The organism is Aromatoleum petrolei, assembly GCF_017894385.1.
Lineage (GTDB): Bacteria > Pseudomonadota > Gammaproteobacteria > Burkholderiales > Rhodocyclaceae > Aromatoleum > Aromatoleum petrolei.
Genome location: NZ_CP059560.1, coordinates 488,936 through 506,830, shown reverse-complemented (window position 1 = coordinate 506,830; position 17,895 = coordinate 488,936). Strand labels below are relative to the sequence as shown.

At 60.9% G+C, this 17,895-nt stretch carries 15 protein-coding genes and 2 pseudogenes; 13 read left to right on the top strand and 4 right to left on the bottom strand.

The window, feature by feature from the left end:
• Window positions 1-69 precede the first annotated feature (69 nt).
• Together ToN1_RS02275 and ToN1_RS02270 are read left to right on the top strand one after the other, a co-directional pair.
• Window positions 70-900: an enoyl-CoA hydratase-related protein gene (locus ToN1_RS02275; protein WP_169206049.1), complete on the top strand. Its 831-nt coding sequence runs from the start codon at window positions 70-72 to the stop codon at window positions 898-900.
• A 22-nt stretch (window positions 901-922) separates the two neighbouring features.
• Window positions 923-1,066 (top strand): annotated as a pseudogene (locus tag ToN1_RS02270) (IS5/IS1182 family transposase); the annotation flags it as partial.
• 249 nt (window positions 1,067-1,315) lie between these two features.
• Here ToN1_RS02270 and ToN1_RS02265 read toward each other — a convergent pair.
• Window positions 1,316-2,161 (bottom strand): acyl-CoA thioesterase, encoded by an 846-nt coding sequence (locus ToN1_RS02265; RefSeq protein WP_169206050.1) that lies wholly within the window; start codon window positions 2,159-2,161, stop codon window positions 1,316-1,318.
• Window positions 2,162-2,582: 421 nt separating this feature from the next.
• Between ToN1_RS02265 and ToN1_RS02260 the strand changes: the two genes are divergently transcribed.
• The 7 genes from ToN1_RS02260 (at window position 2,583) to ToN1_RS02230 (ending at window position 10,505) form a co-directional block, all read left to right on the top strand.
• Window positions 2,583-3,779, top strand: coding sequence for an acetyl-CoA C-acetyltransferase (locus ToN1_RS02260; RefSeq protein WP_169206051.1), 1,197 nt, complete (start codon window positions 2,583-2,585; stop codon window positions 3,777-3,779).
• A 21-nt stretch (window positions 3,780-3,800) separates the two neighbouring features.
• Window positions 3,801-5,396 (top strand): MFS transporter, encoded by a 1,596-nt coding sequence (locus tag ToN1_RS02255; RefSeq protein WP_169206052.1) that lies wholly within the window; start codon window positions 3,801-3,803, stop codon window positions 5,394-5,396.
• A gap of 256 nt (window positions 5,397-5,652) precedes the next feature.
• A complete protein-coding gene (locus ToN1_RS02250) occupies window positions 5,653-6,558 on the top strand; it encodes an SDR family NAD(P)-dependent oxidoreductase (protein ID WP_169206053.1) in 906 nt (301 codons plus the stop codon).
• 61 nt (window positions 6,559-6,619) lie between these two features.
• Window positions 6,620-7,081, top strand: coding sequence for a MaoC family dehydratase (locus ToN1_RS02245; RefSeq protein ID WP_169206054.1), 462 nt, complete (start codon window positions 6,620-6,622; stop codon window positions 7,079-7,081).
• A 16-nt stretch (window positions 7,082-7,097) separates the two neighbouring features.
• Window positions 7,098-8,306 (top strand): CaiB/BaiF CoA transferase family protein, encoded by a 1,209-nt coding sequence (locus ToN1_RS02240; RefSeq protein ID WP_169206067.1) that lies wholly within the window; start codon window positions 7,098-7,100, stop codon window positions 8,304-8,306.
• Between the two features lie 15 nt (window positions 8,307-8,321).
• The gene (panD, locus tag ToN1_RS02235; protein WP_169206055.1) at window positions 8,322-8,705 is read left to right on the top strand and encodes an aspartate 1-decarboxylase; all 384 of its coding nucleotides are present in this window, start codon (window positions 8,322-8,324) and stop codon (window positions 8,703-8,705) included.
• Window positions 8,706-8,867: 162 nt separating this feature from the next.
• Window positions 8,868-10,505, top strand: a complete 1,638-nt coding sequence (locus ToN1_RS02230; protein WP_169206056.1) for an electron transfer flavoprotein-ubiquinone oxidoreductase — start codon at window positions 8,868-8,870, stop codon at window positions 10,503-10,505.
• A gap of 671 nt (window positions 10,506-11,176) precedes the next feature.
• Here the strand turns inward: ToN1_RS02230 and ToN1_RS02225 are convergent.
• From ToN1_RS02225 to ToN1_RS02215, 3 genes and pseudogenes are all read right to left on the bottom strand, one after another.
• Window positions 11,177-11,440, bottom strand: a complete 264-nt coding sequence (locus tag ToN1_RS02225; RefSeq protein ID WP_169205970.1) for a DOMON domain-containing protein — start codon at window positions 11,438-11,440, stop codon at window positions 11,177-11,179.
• Window positions 11,441-11,460: 20 nt separating this feature from the next.
• A pseudogene (locus ToN1_RS02220) lies at window positions 11,461-11,574 on the bottom strand (IS5/IS1182 family transposase); the annotation flags it as partial.
• A 46-nt stretch (window positions 11,575-11,620) separates the two neighbouring features.
• Window positions 11,621-12,019, bottom strand: coding sequence for a transposase (locus tag ToN1_RS02215; RefSeq protein ID WP_169206057.1), 399 nt, complete (start codon window positions 12,017-12,019; stop codon window positions 11,621-11,623).
• Window positions 12,020-12,737: 718 nt separating this feature from the next.
• On the opposite strand from ToN1_RS02215, the gene ToN1_RS02210 reads away from it, so the two are divergent.
• The 4 genes from ToN1_RS02210 (at window position 12,738) to ToN1_RS02195 (ending at window position 17,804) form a co-directional block, all read left to right on the top strand.
• Window positions 12,738-14,435 carry a DUF1302 domain-containing protein gene (locus ToN1_RS02210; protein WP_169206058.1) on the top strand — a complete coding sequence of 566 codons (1,698 nt, stop codon included), beginning with the start codon at window positions 12,738-12,740 and terminating at the stop codon, window positions 14,433-14,435.
• Window positions 14,436-14,456: 21 nt separating this feature from the next.
• A complete protein-coding gene (locus ToN1_RS02205; protein ID WP_169206059.1) occupies window positions 14,457-15,818 on the top strand; it encodes a DUF1329 domain-containing protein in 1,362 nt (453 codons plus the stop codon).
• 288 nt (window positions 15,819-16,106) lie between these two features.
• Entirely contained in the window at window positions 16,107-16,676 is a 570-nt protein-coding gene (locus ToN1_RS25000) for a PaaI family thioesterase (RefSeq protein WP_169206060.1), read from the top strand.
• 255 nt (window positions 16,677-16,931) lie between these two features.
• The gene (locus ToN1_RS02195; protein WP_169206061.1) at window positions 16,932-17,804 is read left to right on the top strand and encodes a cache domain-containing protein; all 873 of its coding nucleotides are present in this window, start codon (window positions 16,932-16,934) and stop codon (window positions 17,802-17,804) included.
• Window positions 17,805-17,895 lie beyond the last annotated feature (91 nt).

Here is a 17,895-nt window from a genome sequence, read left to right as displayed (position 1 = left end):
CGAACAGGCAAATCCAATTTCGATCCTCCCTGTCGCAAAGCGGCGGGGGCGTAATCAAATGAGACGAACATGAAATCGAACGACATCCTCTCGACGCTTGACGAAGGCGTCCTGACTATCACCCTGAACCGGCCGGACACCCACAATGCCTGCGACATGACAATGTGGGGGCTGCTGCTGAAGCTGCTCGAGGACGCGGCCATGGATCCGGCGGTGCACTGCGTTCTCGTCACAGGTGCCGGCAAGTCCTTCTCCGCCGGCGCGGACGTGCGTTCCTTTGGCACCATCGACCCCGCCGATCCGATGGCGATGCGCTACGCCGACGACCCGGTATGGACGGGCATCGAGCTGCGGACGGCGCGGCTGGTGCGCAACGCCCGCATCACCGAACTGCTTCACACCATGGGCAAACCCACCATCGCGGCGGTGCGGGGTGCCGCTGCGGGCGCTGCCCTTGCGGTCGCAGCCGCCTGCGACTTCCGTATCGCGTCGGAGACGGCGAAATTCGTCGCGGCCTTCTCCCGCATCGGCACCTCGGGGGACTTTGGCATCAATTACTATCTGACCCAGCTGGTCGGCCCCGCCAAGGCGCGGGAAATGCTCTTCTTTGGCGACAAGGTCGGCGCCGAGGAAGCGCTGGCAATGGGGCTGGTGAATCGTGTGGTGGCCGATGCGGAGCTGGAATTCGAGTCCCTGGCTCTGGCACGTCGCCTAGCCGGGGGCCCTCCGGTGGCCCATCGGCTGATGAAGCAAAATCTCGTCGCCGCTGAAACCGAGAACTTGCACAATGTCATTGAGTTGGAGGCGCGCAACATGCTGCGTTGCCTGCAGACAGAGGACTCCAAGGAAGCGGTGCGCGCCTTCCAGGAGAAGCGCGAGCCCAAGTTCAGCGGACGTTGAGAGTCCATAGACGGCAAGGGTAGCGATTCTGCCGGCGCTGCGCACGGGGATGCAATGGAAGGCGCTCAACGGCAGCGGGATTTGCTCGAGCATTTCGGCATACCGACTGCTTGCCGAATGGCGGGGTGCGGGCGTTCTTGGACGCGTCTGGCACGAGGGTTTGCTCTAATAAGATCGGCTTGAGGGCATTGATGAAGCTGCCCCCGTTATCAAACGGGGGCAGGGTCAGCCCGAGGCGACGGATGCGGAGAGCCGAACCGCCAGAAAGCATCGCTGAAGCCAGCGCCAGCGTCACGCCAAGCTACAGAGCGGCAGCGCCGGCAGGCCACAGCATCTGCGCCACGACCGCAAATCCGCTGCAGCCATTCATAGCGACTGCAAACAACCTCCTGCCTGTCGTCGTTGGACGGGACGCTCAGTCGACCAGGCGCATCAGCGCCTCCTGGGCGCTCGACGCGACCAGGCGCCCATCACGGTCGAAAAACTGTGCCCGGTTGAAGCGGCGACCACGCTGCTCCGTCGGGATTTCGTGGACCATCAGGAGCCAGTGATCGGCGCGGAACGGCCGATGGATCCACAGGGCGTGATCAAGGCTGGAGATGAGTATCTCGCCCCCATAGTGGGGCGCGCCCGGAAGCATGCGAAACGGAGCCGCCAGCCAGCAGTCGCTCAGATAGCCCAAGGCCGCCGTGTGCCAGCAAGGGGCATCGGGCAAGGCTTGGGCGACCCGCAACCAGTACATCGGCGGTCTATCGCCCGACCGGCGCGAGACCAGCGCTTCCAGGTCCGGGATGCGGACATCGACATCGCGTTGCGGGCGCCCCATGCGCCGCAATGCAGCCGGCGGAAGGCGATGGCCGTCCCTGGAGACCATCGCGGCCAGGCTTGGAAGCGCCTCTGGCGGCGGAACTTCGACCTGGAGCGAATGAGCTTGGTCGTCGCCGGTCTCGCCTTCGTGAAACGATACGTCGGCGGTGAAAATGGTTCGCCGGTCTTGGGAAACAACGACACGGCGGTGGCTGAAGCTTCTGCCATCACGAACCCTCTCCACGTCGAAATCGAGCGCCCTCGAGCCGTTGCCGCTGCGCAAAAAGAAGCCGTGGAAGGCGTGCGGGGCGCGCGTCGGAGGTACCGTGAGCAGCGTGGCCATCATCGCCTGGCCGATAAGCTGCCCGCCGAACATTGTCCCGCTCGCATTGGCACAAGCGTACTGGTTGGCGAATCTGTCGACACCGCTTTCGCGCAGGGACAGCAGATCCATCAGGTTGCTGCCGTCCCAGGCGGCTAGCGTGGCGACGGAGTCGGAAGGATTGGCGGTAGGGGCGGCCGAATAACGATCAGTAGGTTTCAATGCTTTAGTCGTGCCTTCCTCAAGCTCGCAGAGACAATTTGAGCAGACCTAGATTGTGGGGAATCCGCCGAAGAAACATTGCCATTTCTTCATCGCGTTTCTCCCTCGGTTGGCGGCAATCCCGGCATGGGCGCGCGATGTTTCTTGAGGTTCTAAAATGTGAACAACGTACATATATAAATATGATAGCACTGACCTCGGCTGCGGGACAAGGCATCTGGCGAGGGCTGTGTTCGGCTGGATCCGCCTGCACGGCTTTAACGCGGCCATGTGTGCAACCGCAAACGATATTCTGTAAGATGAACGGCGTTCAGTAAATGGAGATTTGGCGATGAGGCGAGCAGCGATCGTGATGCCCGTGCGGACCGGGGTGGGGACCTTCGGCGGCAGCTTGCGGCCGGTGGCGGTGGAAGTGCTGGGCGCGACAGTGGTTAAGGCAGTGCTCGAACGTACCCGGCTGGATCCAGGGCGCATCGATGACGTGGTTTTCGCCCAATCCTACGCCAACAGCGAAACCCCCTGCGTCGGGCGTTGGGTGGCGCTGCAGGCCGGTCTGCCGGTTGAAGTGCCCGGCATGCAGCTCGATCGACGCTGTGGCGGCGGGCTCCAGGCCATCATTACTGCTGCGATGATGGTGCAGAGCGGGGCGGCCGACGTAGTCGTCGCCGGCGGCGTCGAAAGCATGAGCAACATCGAGTACTACTCGACGGACATGCGCTGGGGAGCACGTTCCGGTACTGTGAAGCTGCACGACCGCCTCGAGCGCGGACGCGAGCGGTCCCAGCCGGAGACGCGCTTCGGCTATATCTCCGGGATGATCGAGACCGCCGAGAACCTGTCCAAGCAATACGGCATCACCCGCGAGGCGTCGGACGAATACGCGTTGCGCAGCCACCAACGTGCTGCTGCCGCATGGAAGGCGGGCAGGTTCGACGAGGAGGTAGTGCCCGTCACGGTGCCTCAGCGCAAGGGCGACCCGATGATATTTGCCCGCGACGAAGGCATTCGCGCCGACGCCACCGGCGAGACCTTGGCCGAGCTGAAGCCGCTCATGAAGGGGGGGACGGTCACCGCCGGTAATTCCAGCCAGCAGAGCGATGCCGCCGCCGCTTGTCTCGTCGTTGCCGAGAACAAGCTCGTAGAGCTCGGCCTCGAGCCCATGGCCTTCCTCACCGGGTGGGCAGCGGCCGGCTGTGAGCCCGCCACCATGGGGATCGGGCCGGTGCCGGCAGTGGCCAGGCTTTTCGCCAAGACGGGGCTGAATCTCAATCGGATGGATCTGGTCGAGGTCAATGAGGCGTTTGCCTGCCAGGTGCTGTCGGTGCTAAAGGCCTGGAACTGGTACGACGCCGACAAATTGAACGCGAATGGTTCCGGCATCTCGCTCGGGCACCCGATTGGCGCGACGGGTGTGCGCATCATGACCAGCATGTTGCACGAGCTGCGCCGGCGGGGCGGGCGCTACGGGCTGGAAACAATGTGCATCGGGGGTGGCCAAGGTTTGGCGGCCGTTTTCGAGCGGCCCTGATTTTCCACTCGGGGCCTGGACATGGCGACTCATCCCGATTCGGCGCTGGCGCCGCTGCGGTTTCCGTTGTATCGGGCGCTCTGGATCGGTGCCTTCGCCGGGCACCTGGCGATCTGGATGCAGAGCGTAGGTGCGGCGTGGTTGATGGCAACGATGACGTCCTCGACGCTCGTCGTCGCCTTGGTGCAGACGGCGACCAGCCTGCCCGCGTTCTTCTTCGGACTGCCCGGTGGCGTAATCGCCGATTTGGTTGATCGTCGTCGCTACCTTTTGGGCGTGCAACTGACGATGCTCGCGTCCGCGGTCGCCCTGGCGGCCTTAACGCTCTCGGGACTAATCGCGCCGTGGAGCCTGTTGGCTCTGACCGCGTTGCTTGGCGCGTGCTTCGCCCTGCAGATCCCGGCATGGCACACAACGCAGGCCGAATCGGTACCGCTCCGGACACTTCCGGCGGCCCTGGTCCTCGGAGCCGTTTCATATAACGCGGCTCGTGCGGTGGGACCGGCGTTAGCCGGCGGCATCGCCATGGGCGTCGGACCGGCGGCGGTATTCGCCGCTGCGGGAGTCTGTCTTTGCGTGGGTGTCGTGGTTATTTTTCGGTGGCGGTACGTAAGGCATGTCGGTGACTTGCCGCCGGAGCGATTGCTGAGAGGGCTTCGCAGCGCGATTCGCTACACGGCTCACTCCCAGGTCATGCGGATGCAGATGCTGCGGACGGCTGCTTTCGTATCGGCAGGAGGGGGGCTGTGGGCACTGCTGCCTGTCCTTGCCCGCGATCAGTTGAACATTGGAGCGGGTGGGTATGGTGTGCTTTTCGGCAGCCTCGGGGGGGGCGCCATTCTTGGCGCATTCCTTTTGCCTTCGCTCCAGAAACGGATCGAGGTGAACGCCCTTGTCACCGGGGCGGTGGTCCTCTATAGCGCGGCGACGCTGGTTGCGGCCTACGTTCCTTTGGCGCCTGTGGTTTGTCTTGCCTTGGTGCCTGCCGGTGCCGCATGGATGATGGTGGGCAATATCAATCTGGCTGCCATGCAGACAGCAATCCCCGCGTGGATTCGTGCCCGAGCCATCGCGGTATATATGCTGACGTTCCAGGGGGCAATGGCGCTCAGCGGAGGCATCTGGGGGGGCGCGGCCGAGTACTTGGGTGTATCGGGCAGTCTTGCGGTCGCAGCCGTGACGATGACCGCAGGCCTGGTGATTCTTAGGCGAAACCCCGTTCGCTTCGGCAGCGAAGCCGAAGTAACTCCGTCATCACACGACTTTCCCCAGCGGGACTTTCGGGCACCGCCGGCCGAGGAGGGCCCTGTAGCGGTTCAGATCGAGTACCAGATCGATCCAACCGCCAAGGACGAGTTCTTTCGTGCGATCCACACTGTCGGGCGTGCTCGCCGCCGGGATGGTTCCAGGTTCTGGCGGCTGTACCGGGATCTAAGCAATCCGACGAAGTATGTCGAACGCTTCATCGTCGAGTCATGGACTGAATACCTACGCCAGCAATCCCGCGCGACCGTTGCGGACAGGTTGGCGGAGGAACACGCCAGATCCTTCCATACCGGAGAACGGTCGCCTCTGACGTCGCACTACGTCGCCGAATCGTTCTTGGAGAGTCGTTGATCGAGCCCCGTCCAGGAGCGAGGTCCGCGCTTTCTCCGGTCGGTTCGGCCGACTCCTTCGATTCGCTATGGCTGGACTTCCGTGTCGTCGGCCGCGCTTTTCCTTCTCGGGCGTATTCTCGAAAAACAGGATGCCATGCGAAAAGTCGCTTGACGAAGGCAATAACTACGTTCAGAATGCTGTACATCGTTCAAGTATAGGTAGCAGCCGGCCTAGCCGGCAGGCACTTCGGCAAGCAACCGTTGCGGAGAGATCAATGGGAAACATGGTCAAGGACAAAGTGGTCGTCATTACGGGGTCGGGAGCCGGCATCGGTCGTGACTTCGCGCTCGCCTTTGCGGCCAGCGGGGCAAAGGTCGTGGTTAATGATGTGGGCAGAGCCAGGGACTCGGACGAATTCCTCGCCAATCAGGTGGTAGATGAAATCAGGGCCGCTGGAGGCGAGGCCATTGCGGCAACGCAGAGCATCGCCACGTGGGATTCGGCCCACGAGATCATTCAGAAGGCAATTGACGCCTATGGCCGTATCGATTGTGTGGTCAATAACGCGGGTATCGTGCGCGACCGCTTCTTCTTCAAGATGAGCGAGGAGGAGTGGAAGGCGGTGATCGACGTCCATCTGAACGGCTCGTTCTACATGTCCCGAGCAGCCGCACCGCATTTCAAGGAGCAGAACGGGGGCTCGATCGTCCACATGACCTCGACCTCCGGCTTGATCGGCAATTTCGGCCAGTCGAACTATTCGGCCGCCAAGATGGCTATCGTCGGTCTCTCCAAGTCGATCGCGCTGGACATGGCGAAGTTCAATGTCCGCTCGAACTGCATCGCGCCCTGGGCCTGGACCGCAATGACGGCGACGATTCCCGAGGACACGCCCGAGAACAAGGCGCGTGTTGCAAAGATGAAGAAGATGGAAGCTGGGAAGATCGCGCCCTTGGCCGTCTATCTGGCCAGCGACGCCGCGGCGCACGTTTCCGGTCAGATTTTCGGGGTGCGTGCCAACGAGATCTACTTCTTCAATCAGATCAGAATGATCCGGTCCTTGCATCGAGACGGTGGTTGGACGCCAGAGACCATTGCCGAGCATGCCATGCCGGCTTTCGAGTCGAGCTTCTTCCCCAACGTCCCGTCGCTGACGCTGACGCCCTGGGACCCGATCTGAAAGTTGTCTCCTCCTTATCCCGGCCCCGCTGTGGCCGGGATCTTTTTTTAGGGGAATTTCAATGGAAACTGTTGGATTGGGATTTTGTTTCGAGGACTTGCCTCTGGGCAGGCAGTTCAAAACCGTCGGTCGAACCGTTACCGAGGCGGATATCGTCAACTTCATCAATTGCATCGGGATGACGGAGGTGCTGTTCACCAACGTCGAATTCCTAAAGCAAGAGTCCGACATCAAGGGGCGGCCCGCACCGGGTTCTCTGGTCTTTTGCTTCGCTGAAGGCCTCTTGGCGCAGTCCACGATGCAGACAACAGGTTATGCCTTCCTTGGTATGGATTTGAACATCGAGGGGCCGACGTTGGCCGGCGACACGATCCACGTCGAGTGTGAAGTGATCGAGAGTCGTGTGTCCAAGAGCAGACCGGGGCGCGGACTGATTCGCACGAGGAATCGCGTGGTGAAGCAGGATGGCAAGGTGGTGATGACCTACACCCCGCTGCGAATGATCAAGTGCCGTGAGGCATAGAGGTTGGGTGAACCAAATGCTCTCCCGGCCTGATACCTCAAGCGCAGCGGCGACCGGACCTCTTGCGGGAATTCGTGTCGTCGACTTGTCCATTAATGTGCTCGGTCCCGTGGCGACCCAGATTCTGGGCGATATGGGCGCCGACGTCATCAAGGTCGAGACGCCTCAGGGCGATCCCAACCGCGATACCGGCCCGGCGCGCCATCCCGGCATGTCGGCGATGCACATGAATCTGAATCGCAACAAGCGCAGCATCACCCTTAATCTGAAGAATCCTGATGCCAAGAAGGCGCTGATGCGTCTCGTGGAGACCGCCGACGTCGTCGTTCACAGCATGCGTCCTGCGGCCGCGGTGCGCCTGGGTATTTCCTATTCGGATATCTCCGCCAAGAACGATAGGATCATTTACGCTTATGGGCCCGGTTACCGCCAGGACGGACCGAAGAAAGACCTGCCAGCCTTCGACGACGTGGTTCAGAGTGAAAGCGGTATCGCGGCACTGATGGGGCAGGTCAATGGGGAACCGCGCTACTACCCGACAGTAATCATCGACAAGTTCTGTGGCTACATCCTGGCGTCCAGCATAGGTATGGCCTTGTTCGCACGTGAGCGCACCGGCAAGGGCCAGGAAGTCCATGTGCCGATGTTCGAGACGATCTTGTCGTTCAATTATCTCGAGCACCTATGGGGCGGAGCCTTCGATCCCCCGCTGGATCCCGGCGTCGGCTATGTGCGTCTGCTTACGCGCCACCGTCGGCCCTATCCAACCAAGGATGGCTACATTGGGGTACTCGCAGTCAACGACGACCAGTGGCGGCGGATGCTGCCGGCGCTCGGGCGCCCGGAGCTGGTGAATGACACGCGGTTCGCCACCACCGCGCACCGGGTTCGGCACTACGACGAGTTGTACGGCATCGTGGCCGAGCAGCTCAAGCTCAAGACCACGGCGGAGTGGTACGAAATTTTCGATGCGATCGATATCCCGAACGGACCGATGAATTCGCTCCAGGATCTGCTCCACGACCGATATCTTGCGGAAACGGGGTTCTTCCACCGTTACACGCATCCAACGGAAGGGCCGGCCGTCACCACCAGCGTGCCAGTGCACTTCTCCGAGACTCCGGGATCCATCCGCCTGCCGCCGCCATTGCTTGGCGAGCACAATCATGCCGTTCTCTCCGAATTGGGATACAGCACGGCGGAAATCCACGCCCTATCCACGTAAGCGCAAGGAGCCGACATGCAAAGAACGATGCTCAAATCGAAGCTTCATCGCGTCACCGTGACGCATTCTGAGCTTCATTACGAGGGATCGTGTGCCATCGACAGGGATTTTCTCGACGCTGCCGATATCGCCGAGTACCAGCAGATCGAAATTTACAACGTCAATAACGGGGAGCGGTTCACCACCTACGCCATCTCGGCTGAGCGCGGTTCGGGCGTGATCTCTGTTAATGGTGCTGCGGCCCGGAAGGCGGCGCCGGGGGATCTGCTGATCATTGCCAGCTATGCGGTGTATTCGGAGGTCGAACTGGCCAACTACGAGCCGAGGCTTGTCTATTTTGATGGCAGGAACCGCATCGTCGACGCCCGTAACGCCATTCCTGTGCAGGCGGCGGCCTGACGCCTGGCAACACCTCATTACGTGACATTCAGATACCAGGACAGGCCGCGCTGAAGGCTGCCCCAAAAAGCGCGGCACTCTAGCCATGGGATATTCGGCAAAGAGAGGCGACACCGGTGATGGGTGCTGCGAGGCCCGGCCGAGCAAAGCAAGGGAGTAGGGATGGAACGCGAGTCGACGGAATTCGACGTCCTCATCGTCGGCGGCGGCCCCGCGGGGCTGGCGGCGGCGATCAGGCTGAAGCAGCTCGCCGACGAGGCTGGGCGCGAGTTGTCGGTTTGCCTGATCGAGAAGGCGGCCGAGATCGGCGCCCACATTCTGTCGGGGGCGGTGATGGATCCCCGCGCGCTCACCGAGCTCATCCCGGACTGGAAGGAACGAGGCGCACCCCTCGACACCCCGGTGAGCGAGGATCGGTTAATGTTCCTCTCCGAGACGGGCGGGTGGCGCTTCCCCAATGCCTTGCTGCCCGACTGCTTCCTCAACCACGGCAACTACGTCGTGCGCCTGGGGAATGTGGTGAAGTGGCTGGGCGAGCAGGCCGAAGCTCTCGGGGTGGAGGTCTATCCGGGCTTCGCGGGAGCGGACCTGCTCTACGACGAGAACGGGGCCGTCAAGGGCGTAGTGACCGGCGACATGGGCGTCACCCGCGGGGGCGAGCCTGGCCCGAACTACCAGCCAGGGATGGAACTGCACGCCAAATACACCCTCTTCGCCGAGGGTTGCCGCGGGCACCTGGGAAAGCTCTTGGAGGCGAAGTTCGACCTCCGTCGGGAAGCCGATCCTCAGACCTACGGGATCGGCCTGAAGGAGCTGTGGGAGGTGCCGACCGGGCGCCACGTCCCCGGCCTCGTCGTGCACACTGTCGGCTGGCCAATGGATGCGGCCACCTACGGCGGCGGCTTCGTGTATCACCTCACGGGGAGTCTCGTCGCGGTGGGCTACGTGGTGGGCTTGAATTACACGAACCCGCATCTGTCGCCCTTCGAGGAGTTCCAGCGTTACAAGCTGCATCCTGAGATCCGCAAGTACCTCGAGGGCGGCAAGCGCCTCGCGTACGGCGCGCGAGCAATCACCGCCGGTGGACTGCAGAGTCTGCCCCGACTCGTATTCCCGGGTGGGGCCCTGATCGGCGACGACGCTGGATTCTTGAACGCCGCGCGCATCAAAGGGAGCCACGCTGCGATCAAGAGCGGCGCGCTCGCGGCCGAGGCGGCCTTTGCCGCGCTTTCCGCGGAGCGAAACCGCGACGAACTCGTGTCCTACCCGGAGGCCTTCCGCGCGAGTTGGCTTTTCAAGGAGCTGCACAAGACTCGCAACTTCAAGCCCTACATGAAGAACGGACTGTGGCTGGGCAGCTTGCTCTTCGGCGTCGACCAGAAGCTCCTCCAAGGCAAGGCCCCCTGGACGCTGCACAACACTGCGGATCACACCAGCCTGAAGCTGGCTGCCGAGAGTCCGAGGATCGAGTATCAGAAGCCCGACGGCGTGCTTAGCTTCGACAGGCTCTCCTCGGTGTTCCTGTCGAACACCAACCACGAGGAAGACCAGCGCTGCCACCTGCGGCTGAAGGATTCGACGATTCCCATCGCGGTCAACCTTGCCCAGTACGACGCCCCTGAGCAGCGCTACTGCCCGGCGGGCGTCTACGAGATCGTGCACGAGGAAGTCGGCGCGCGGCTACAGATCAACGCCCAGAACTGCGTGCACTGCAAGACCTGCGACATCAAGGATCCGACGCAGAACGTCGATTGGACCGTGCCGCAGGGAGGGGAGGGACCGATCTACCAGGGTATGTAGCGGCGGTCGCTCGTCCCGAATACGCTTTTTCCGGGGTATCGGCTCTGGTTTGCAGATGGCGCTCTCCCCCTCTTCCCTGCAAGTGTCACCGATACCCCTTTTTTACAACCTCCTGACTGAATACCGGATTGAACGCGTTGGGCTCTGGGTTGGCATCATGGTGGGGGCCACCTGTGTCGGGTGACGCAGTGGTGACGTTATGCGGGCGTTGCTGATGCGCGTCGCCCCGAACACCTACCGTTGGAACGAATCTAATTTTCGCGTCGGTGACGAAGGTGTTTGATGTCGGCTGCCATCACGCAGGGCGAGCCGATTGGCAGGTGGTCCACAGTCTCGCCACGGGCAGTGTCCCCGCCGCGATTGCGACTCCGATCTGACTTCAGTCGATGGAATCGGCCGGCGGCGGCATGCGCTCATCGTGGTCGCCCTTGGCGCCGCTCCCTTGCTCACTGCAGTGGTGTCAAAGCCGTTCCTTGCGAACCTCGGCAAACGGCGACGACTCGCTGATCCGACCGACTTCAAGACATATCAGGGGCCGCCAACGGTACTCGCTGGCATTACCTCCTGTTTCTCCTCACATTGACAGCAATCGGCGCTGGGTGGGCCAACTCCTACTCGATGGGCTCACGGTGTCGGGCGGCGACGAAATCGGCTTTGGCGTCGATGCCGAGCTAGTAGCCGAGCGATACGCGATGGAATCGTCCGGTCGCGCTGTCGTCGTGGATCGCAAAGCCAAAGTTGTAGATCCTGCCGGTTTCCAGCTTGGCATCGCCCTCGCCGCCGCCCGCGAGCTTGCGGGTGAACACGACCGAGCAGTTGCCCCCATAAAGCTTGCCGTCGGCACTGACGAGACCCTTGCCGCCTTCCATGACCCGCTTGTCGGCGACATATCCGTCGAAGCCCTTCTTCTCGTCGCTGCGCCACGCCTTCAGCAAGCGACGCCCCCTTGACGTACTTGGGCAGCGCGATGTTCGGCCTGGGCCGATCCGGCCACGAGAATGTCGATGCACATTCCGTGGCGTTTCTCCATGAGCACATGCCCGCCGTAGCTGAGCTTCGCCGGCTGGCCGACTGAGGCCGCGCATCGTAGCAGGACAAGGATTGTGGAGCCTGATCTAGCAGTGCGAGACGCGTTGACACCGCTGATTTCCCATGTTTGAATGTGCATGTTCAAAAAACAGAACATTGTTCAAAAGACAAGAGTGAGTGACGCAGTGACGGTTCAAAAAATGGAATCGATTCACTAGAGTCTGTCGATATCCTGCAAAGCAGATAACGGCAGCGGCGATAGAAATAGACGCCTCGAAGCGAACAGCGAGTTTGTCGTAGCAAGTGGCGATGTGGCGACGCTGTTCGGGCGAAGAACCGTTGAATGAGATTGCGACTTTGTTCTGATGAACTTCATATTCACGAACTTGTTTGCGGTTGCCTCTGGGCGGAATGAAGCCCCGTGCGCCCAGCTCTCGAATACGCCCCAAGAGATTGGCCGCGTCGAACGCCTTGTCGGCGATCACCGCTTCGAGATCCCCGATTGCGACGGGCAAATTATCCGCTTCAGTGTGGTCGTAGCGCTCACCCCCGGCGAGGCGAAATCGTCCCGAGTCGATCTACCGCGGCGCGCCTTCCGGTGCTCTATCCCCCACGAGAGCGGCCGAGACCTTGTTGTCCCTTTTTTTTTTGATGGACCTGCCGCGTGCCGGTGTACGCGAACAATGGTGCTGTCCAGGAATATCTCCTCGACATCGGCGTCTTCGGAAAGCCGGGCGAAGACCGCTTGCCAAGCGCCCTTGTCCGCCCGACGAGAAAAGCGCGGAAACACGCTATTCCAAGGACTGAGCTGTGGCGGAGGATCCCGACATGGAACACCTGTGGCTGCTCCGTTTGCCGCGGAAGTGGGCGCGCCGTCTGGCGCCAAGCCGGTCGTGTTGCGGCTGCTGACCAACCGGACGGCGCCGACCCGGCAGGCGCCAGCCGAGCTGGCGCACTGGTACCGCGCTGGGAAGTGGAGTTGTTTTTCCTGATCTTGAACTAGGGGGCCGGGTCGAGCGGCTGAAACCGGCCAAGACCGCCCGGCTGCAGACTGTTTTGGCGCCCTAGATGGTGATTGCTTGGAGGATCAATCAGCAGATGTGCTTGGGACGAACATCGCCTTCGTCGAGGGTGGCGGATATGCCCGACAGTTCGGGGTTGGGTGAGTTGAAGTGCAATGGAGTGTAGAAAAAGGAGGAAGGCATGAGGAACGAGAAAACAAAGGGGAACGTCGAGAGTTACGAAATTTCGGGCACCCGACACTGGAAGCGGAGCACGGTTTTCCTGGCGGTTGCCATGGCCGTCGGTTCTGGGCCGGCCTCCGCCTTTAAGATCGAGACCGACAATCCGGACGTTCAGATGTCGCTTGACACAACGCTTCGCTATAACGCGCTTTGGCGCGCCTCGGAGCGCGAGGCGGCGCTGGTCAACAGCAACACGGACGAGGGCAATTACCTCTTTGATAAGGGCGATTTGGCGCTGTCGCGGTTTGACGTGTACTCCGAATTCGACCTTAATGTGCGCAACATGTACGGCTTTCGCCTCAGTGGCACTGCTTGGTATGACCCGAATTTCCCTGACGAGGGAAAGAGCGATCCGAGGTTCGCCGCTGTGGCGAACTACCCGGGGAATCGATTCACTAACACCGTCAAGCGCTTTTATCAAGGCCCTAGCGGCGAATTCCTAGATGCGTTCGGTTGGGCGAATCTGGAACCCGGAGGAACGCAGCTCAATGTGAAGGTCGGGCGCTTCGCTTGGCTGCCGGGTGAATTCCTGTTCGGAAACGGCGGCAGCGTCAGCTTCTCGATGGCGCCGAACGATGGCCGCAAGACTGACCTCAGCCCGGGAGCGTCGGCCAAGGAAACGGCGATTCCGATCGGTCAGGCCGGCCTGATCTGGCAGCTTTCTCCCGCTTGGACAGCGATGGCGCAGTACACGGGCGAGTTCCGTTCGTCGCGAATTTCTGAAGGGGGCACCTTCTTCGCCGTCGGCGACGGCGCAACTCTTGCACCTCCGTTTCTATCCTTTCCCGCGGTCCCGCGCGGAAATGCCCGCGAGGGGGACAAGGGAGACGTGGCGCTGGGGGTAAAATTTGCGCCCAGCGCCTGGCAGGGCAATAACCTCTCCTTCTGGTATCGCAAGTTCGACGACAAGAACCCGACCTGGCTCAACCAGGTCCTGATCGGCCCGACGGGCCCGGAAGCCCATGCTGTCTACGCGCAGGACATCAAGCTTTATGGCGTGACGTCGAACCTCCAGGTTGGTGAATGGGCCGTCGGTGCTGAACTCAACTATCGCGAGAACATGCCGCTTGCGCAACGTTCCGGTGTCGTCTTTGGCGCCGGATCCAAGATGGAGGGCCCCCGGGGCAACACTTACCATGCATTGCTGAGCGGCGCGAAGGTCTTCACCAGGAGTGCTCTGTTTGACAGCGCTCCCCTCGCCTTCCAGTTCGACTACACGTACCTAGACAAAATTACCAAGAACCGGGATCTCTTCAACGGCGACATGCGCGGCGTCGCGGGTTTCTGTGACAACAACGAGATTCTGCGCGGCTGCGCGACCCGGAGCGCTGCCAGCGTGGGCGTCTCGTTTACGCCGACTTGGCAGCAGGTTTTCCCCGGCATGGATGTCTCCATGCCCCTGCTGCTCATCTACGGGCTCCACGGGAATGCCGCTGCCGCCGGTGCGGGTACGATGCCGGAAGAGTCCTACCTGATCCGTATCGGTGGCCGCGTCGATTATTATTCAGGCAACCACAAGCACCAATTCGATCTGAGCTACACGCAGCGCGATGGCAAGAAGGGGACCCTTCCCGGCGCGGCCACGAGGAGCTTCTCGGGGTTGGCAAATTTCCGCGATCGCGATTACGTGGTCTTCACCTATTCCACTGCATTCTGAGAGACATACGAGGACGCACCGATGATGAAACTGCGCAAAATTTGCACGGCTATTGCCGTTGTGGCGACGCTTGGCGCCCATGGGACCGCAGCGTTCGGCGACGAGGAGCGTTTGCCCTGGGGGGCGATAAAGGCGGGGAACAAGGAAGGGACCATCCCCGCCTATACCGGCGGTCTGCCCGACACGACTAACCCGCCCGGGTTCAAGAAGGATTCCGGCTTTTGGGCTGATCCCTTTGCAAAGGAGGAGCCGCTGTACACCATAACCGGTGCCAACATGGCGCAATATGCGGACAAGCTCTCCGAGGGGGTCCAGGAACTGCTGAAGCGCTACCCGACCTTCCGGGTCAGCGTCTATCCGACACACCGGAGCGTGTCTTACCCAGACTGGGTAATCGAGAATACAAAGAAGAACGCCGCGGGGCGCTGCAAACTCATTGAGAACGGCCTCGCCGTTACCGGTTGCTTCGGCGGCATACCGTTCCCCCAACCGAAGAACGGCTACGAGGCGATGTGGAATCATCAGCTGCACTATCTTGGGCACTCGATGTGGAACTACGCCAAGTTATGGTACGTGGATGCAAGCGGGAACAAGGTCATGACCGGGGAGGTCAATAACCGACAAGAGAATCCCTATTACAACCGGGATATGACTCCTGAGAGTTTTTATGCGGCTGGGGGCCAGTTTTACAACACCAACAACATCTATACCGCCCCGGCCAGGATTGTCGGCGAAGGCAACATGCAGAAAAAAACCGTAAATCCGGTGGCGAACCCCGACAGAACCTGGAACTATCAACCCGGCCAACGGCGGGTTCGTCTCAGTCCGGATTATCTCTACGACGCTCCGCTCGGAACGTCGGGCGGCGCCATGTTGGTCGACGAGATCTTCGTCTATTCGGGCATGCTCGACCGCTTCGACTGGAAGGTCGTTGACGAGAAAGAAATGATCGTTCCCTACAATGCCTATCGGTGGTACAACGCCAAGGCGGATGAACTGCTGCAGAAGAACCATCAAAACCCCGACCTGATGCGCTGGGAATTGCATCGGGTGTACGTGGTCGAGGCGACGCTCAAGCCGGGGCAGCGCCACGTGCATCCGAAGAAACGGTTCTACTTTGATGAGGATTGCCAATGTGCGCTTCTGATGGATGGCTGGGATGCCGCCGGCAAGATTTCGAAGGGGCTAATTGCACCGATCTTTGTCGCCTACGATAAGAAAATTGGCTTTACAGGCTTTACCGCGATTTACAACTTCAACACGGGGATCTATTTCCATTCCTCGCTCGCTGGAGACTCCAAGGGTATTTTCTTTGACATCGACAAGGTAGATTTCGGCACCTACTATACGCCGGACGGCTTGGCGCGCAGGACCCAGCGTTGATGGGTTGACTCAACTGGGGGAGCGCAATCGTCGGTGTCGCCGATAGATAAGGCCTCATTGGATGAGAGTCCTCTGAAGGTACGCTCCCCCGCCCTCCAGAATGCGATTTCACTCAGGGCGCCTGCCGGGCATGGGTCGCTCTGGATTCGCTCGAACTGAACTGCGGGTCGTAGTCGGCTCTGTACTCGAGATACACCCGGCACGCGTTGCCCCCGCCGTCGTCCTCATCCTGGAATTTACCGACATCCGTCAATAGTTCCATTCAATCATCGCATCCGCGGACCGCCCATGTCACAGGATTCACATAAGTGTCACTGCAAGAGCCCTACGGATAGATCGGCAGGCCCGGATGTCCGGGATCCACCGCGTAGCGACGGCGGCGTCGCGCTTTGCGGCGCCTGCCGCGATAAGAAAACCTGTCGCCTAGGTTTGATCAGCGAGCGATTGGATGAAACCGGCACGGCTTGGTTCGAGCTTCGCTGTCCCAAGGACCACGAGGGCGGCCCAAACGTTGCACACGGTGGCTGGACTGCTTCGGTTCTCGATGAGTGCCTCGGTCACGTCCCGCTCCTGCAGGGCGTGCTTTCGGTTACCGCCGAACTCGCGGTAAGCTTCATCAAGCCGGTGCCCATTGAACGCCCAGTTGAGGTGCGGGCACGGATCGAGCGACGCGAAGGATCGCGCATTTACATATCCGGAGAGATGGTCTTGCTGCCCGGGCGAGCCGTGCTTGCCAGAGGAAAGGGCACCTGGATCGCCCGAGATCGTACCCATTTTGCCCATTTTGAGAACTGGCTCGCTGAACAAGACTCGATGAGCGGAGCGAATCAGGTTGCGCTCACGAAGGCGCGGGCTTGACACGGCAAAACGGAGGTGCTCTACGTTTTTCGCCTTCCGGCCGAACAGTCCTCGTGCTGTCATTTCTTGCCGATCCCGTTGTTCGATCCGGTTCTGCGGAAACGTGGTCGGCGACAGACATCCGAAGGTGGATGTGGCCCACGGTAAAGTGCCAACCACGCAGAGATGCGCACTGGAAAAATCCCAGGGTCAATGGTCGGCAACCAACTTACTTTTTAGTACCATTGTCAGCAATCAACTGGGTAGCCAAACAGAATGAGGTTCACCTTTTCGGGAATTGCCGCGTGCATCGTCCTGTCGAGTGCTGCACTCAGCACGCCGTCCATTGCTGCCGCCGAGTCAGCCGCGGCCGTCGAAGCCAGTGAGAGCTCGGCCGCCAAGGCCCTTCTTGAGCGCGCCGCTGCCCGTTACGGCGCGGACGGCGACGCCGCTTTGGCAGCCTTCAGTCGTGCCGGCGAATTCCTCAGCGGTGATCTGTACGTCTATGTCCTCGGTGCTGATGGCGTCATGAAGGCGAGTGGGGGGCCGTCGATGACGCTGGTCGGGCGGAATATCATTGATCTCAAGGATCCCGAAGGCAAGCCCTTCATCCGGGAAATGCTGGAAGGGGCCAAAGCCAATGGTTCCGGCACGGTGAAATACCGCTGGCTCAACCGCCAGCACGGCAGGGCCGAGCAGAAGGTCGTCTATTATCGGGCTGTTGGTGACAGCATCGTTGCCGTCGGTTACTACATCCCGTTCGCGTCTGCAGAACAGGCGAAGGCGTTACTCTGGCGGGCGGTCCACGAACTTAAGCAGGATCCGCAGGCTGCGATTCGTCGTTTCAACGATTTGAACGGCGGTTTCGTTCAGGACGACCTCTATGCATTCGTCATCGGCAACGACGACGCAATCATGTACGCCCACGGCGCCCAGCCGCGCCTAATCGGGAAATACTCGAAGGACTTGCGTGATGCGGCCGGGAAACTGTTTGTCCAGGAAATGCTGCGCCGGACAAAGGGCGATGATGTCGCCGAGGTCCAATATCTCTGGCGGAATCCGGTCACCTTGAAGACCGCGAAGAAGACGACCTACGCGAAACGCGTTGGAAAGTATGTCGTAGGTGTTGGCGCCTATTCAGTGGAGTGACAATCACGGGAGGGGGCGCGAGCTGAGCGGCCGGGGACATAAGTAACAGCTGTCCGCGCGCGTTGAATTTTGACCCTCTGGAGGTGCGGGC

What these genes read in the sequence shown, in the direction of transcription:
- ToN1_RS02275 (WP_169206049.1), top strand. Translation starts at nt 70, where the DNA reads ATGAAATCGAACGACATCCTCTCGACGCTTGACGAAGGCGTCCTGACT.
- ToN1_RS02250 (WP_169206053.1), top strand. Translation starts at nt 5,653, where the DNA reads ATGGGAAACATGGTCAAGGACAAAGTGGTCGTCATTACGGGGTCGGGA.
- ToN1_RS02255 (WP_169206052.1), top strand. Translation starts at nt 3,801, where the DNA reads ATGGCGACTCATCCCGATTCGGCGCTGGCGCCGCTGCGGTTTCCGTTG.
- ToN1_RS02230 (WP_169206056.1), top strand. Translation starts at nt 8,868, where the DNA reads ATGGAACGCGAGTCGACGGAATTCGACGTCCTCATCGTCGGCGGCGGC.
- ToN1_RS02210 (WP_169206058.1), top strand. Translation starts at nt 12,738, where the DNA reads ATGAGGAACGAGAAAACAAAGGGGAACGTCGAGAGTTACGAAATTTCG.
- ToN1_RS02265 (WP_169206050.1), bottom strand. Translation starts at nt 2,161, where the DNA reads ATGGATCTGCTGTCCCTGCGCGAAAGCGGTGTCGACAGATTCGCCAAC.
- panD (WP_169206055.1), top strand. Translation starts at nt 8,322, where the DNA reads ATGCAAAGAACGATGCTCAAATCGAAGCTTCATCGCGTCACCGTGACG.
- ToN1_RS25000 (WP_169206060.1), top strand. Translation starts at nt 16,107, where the DNA reads ATGTCACAGGATTCACATAAGTGTCACTGCAAGAGCCCTACGGATAGA.
- ToN1_RS02240 (WP_169206067.1), top strand. Translation starts at nt 7,098, where the DNA reads ATGCTCTCCCGGCCTGATACCTCAAGCGCAGCGGCGACCGGACCTCTT.
- ToN1_RS02195 (WP_169206061.1), top strand. Translation starts at nt 16,932, where the DNA reads ATGAGGTTCACCTTTTCGGGAATTGCCGCGTGCATCGTCCTGTCGAGT.
- ToN1_RS02245 (WP_169206054.1), top strand. Translation starts at nt 6,620, where the DNA reads ATGGAAACTGTTGGATTGGGATTTTGTTTCGAGGACTTGCCTCTGGGC.
- ToN1_RS02205 (WP_169206059.1), top strand. Translation starts at nt 14,457, where the DNA reads ATGATGAAACTGCGCAAAATTTGCACGGCTATTGCCGTTGTGGCGACG.
- ToN1_RS02260 (WP_169206051.1), top strand. Translation starts at nt 2,583, where the DNA reads ATGAGGCGAGCAGCGATCGTGATGCCCGTGCGGACCGGGGTGGGGACC.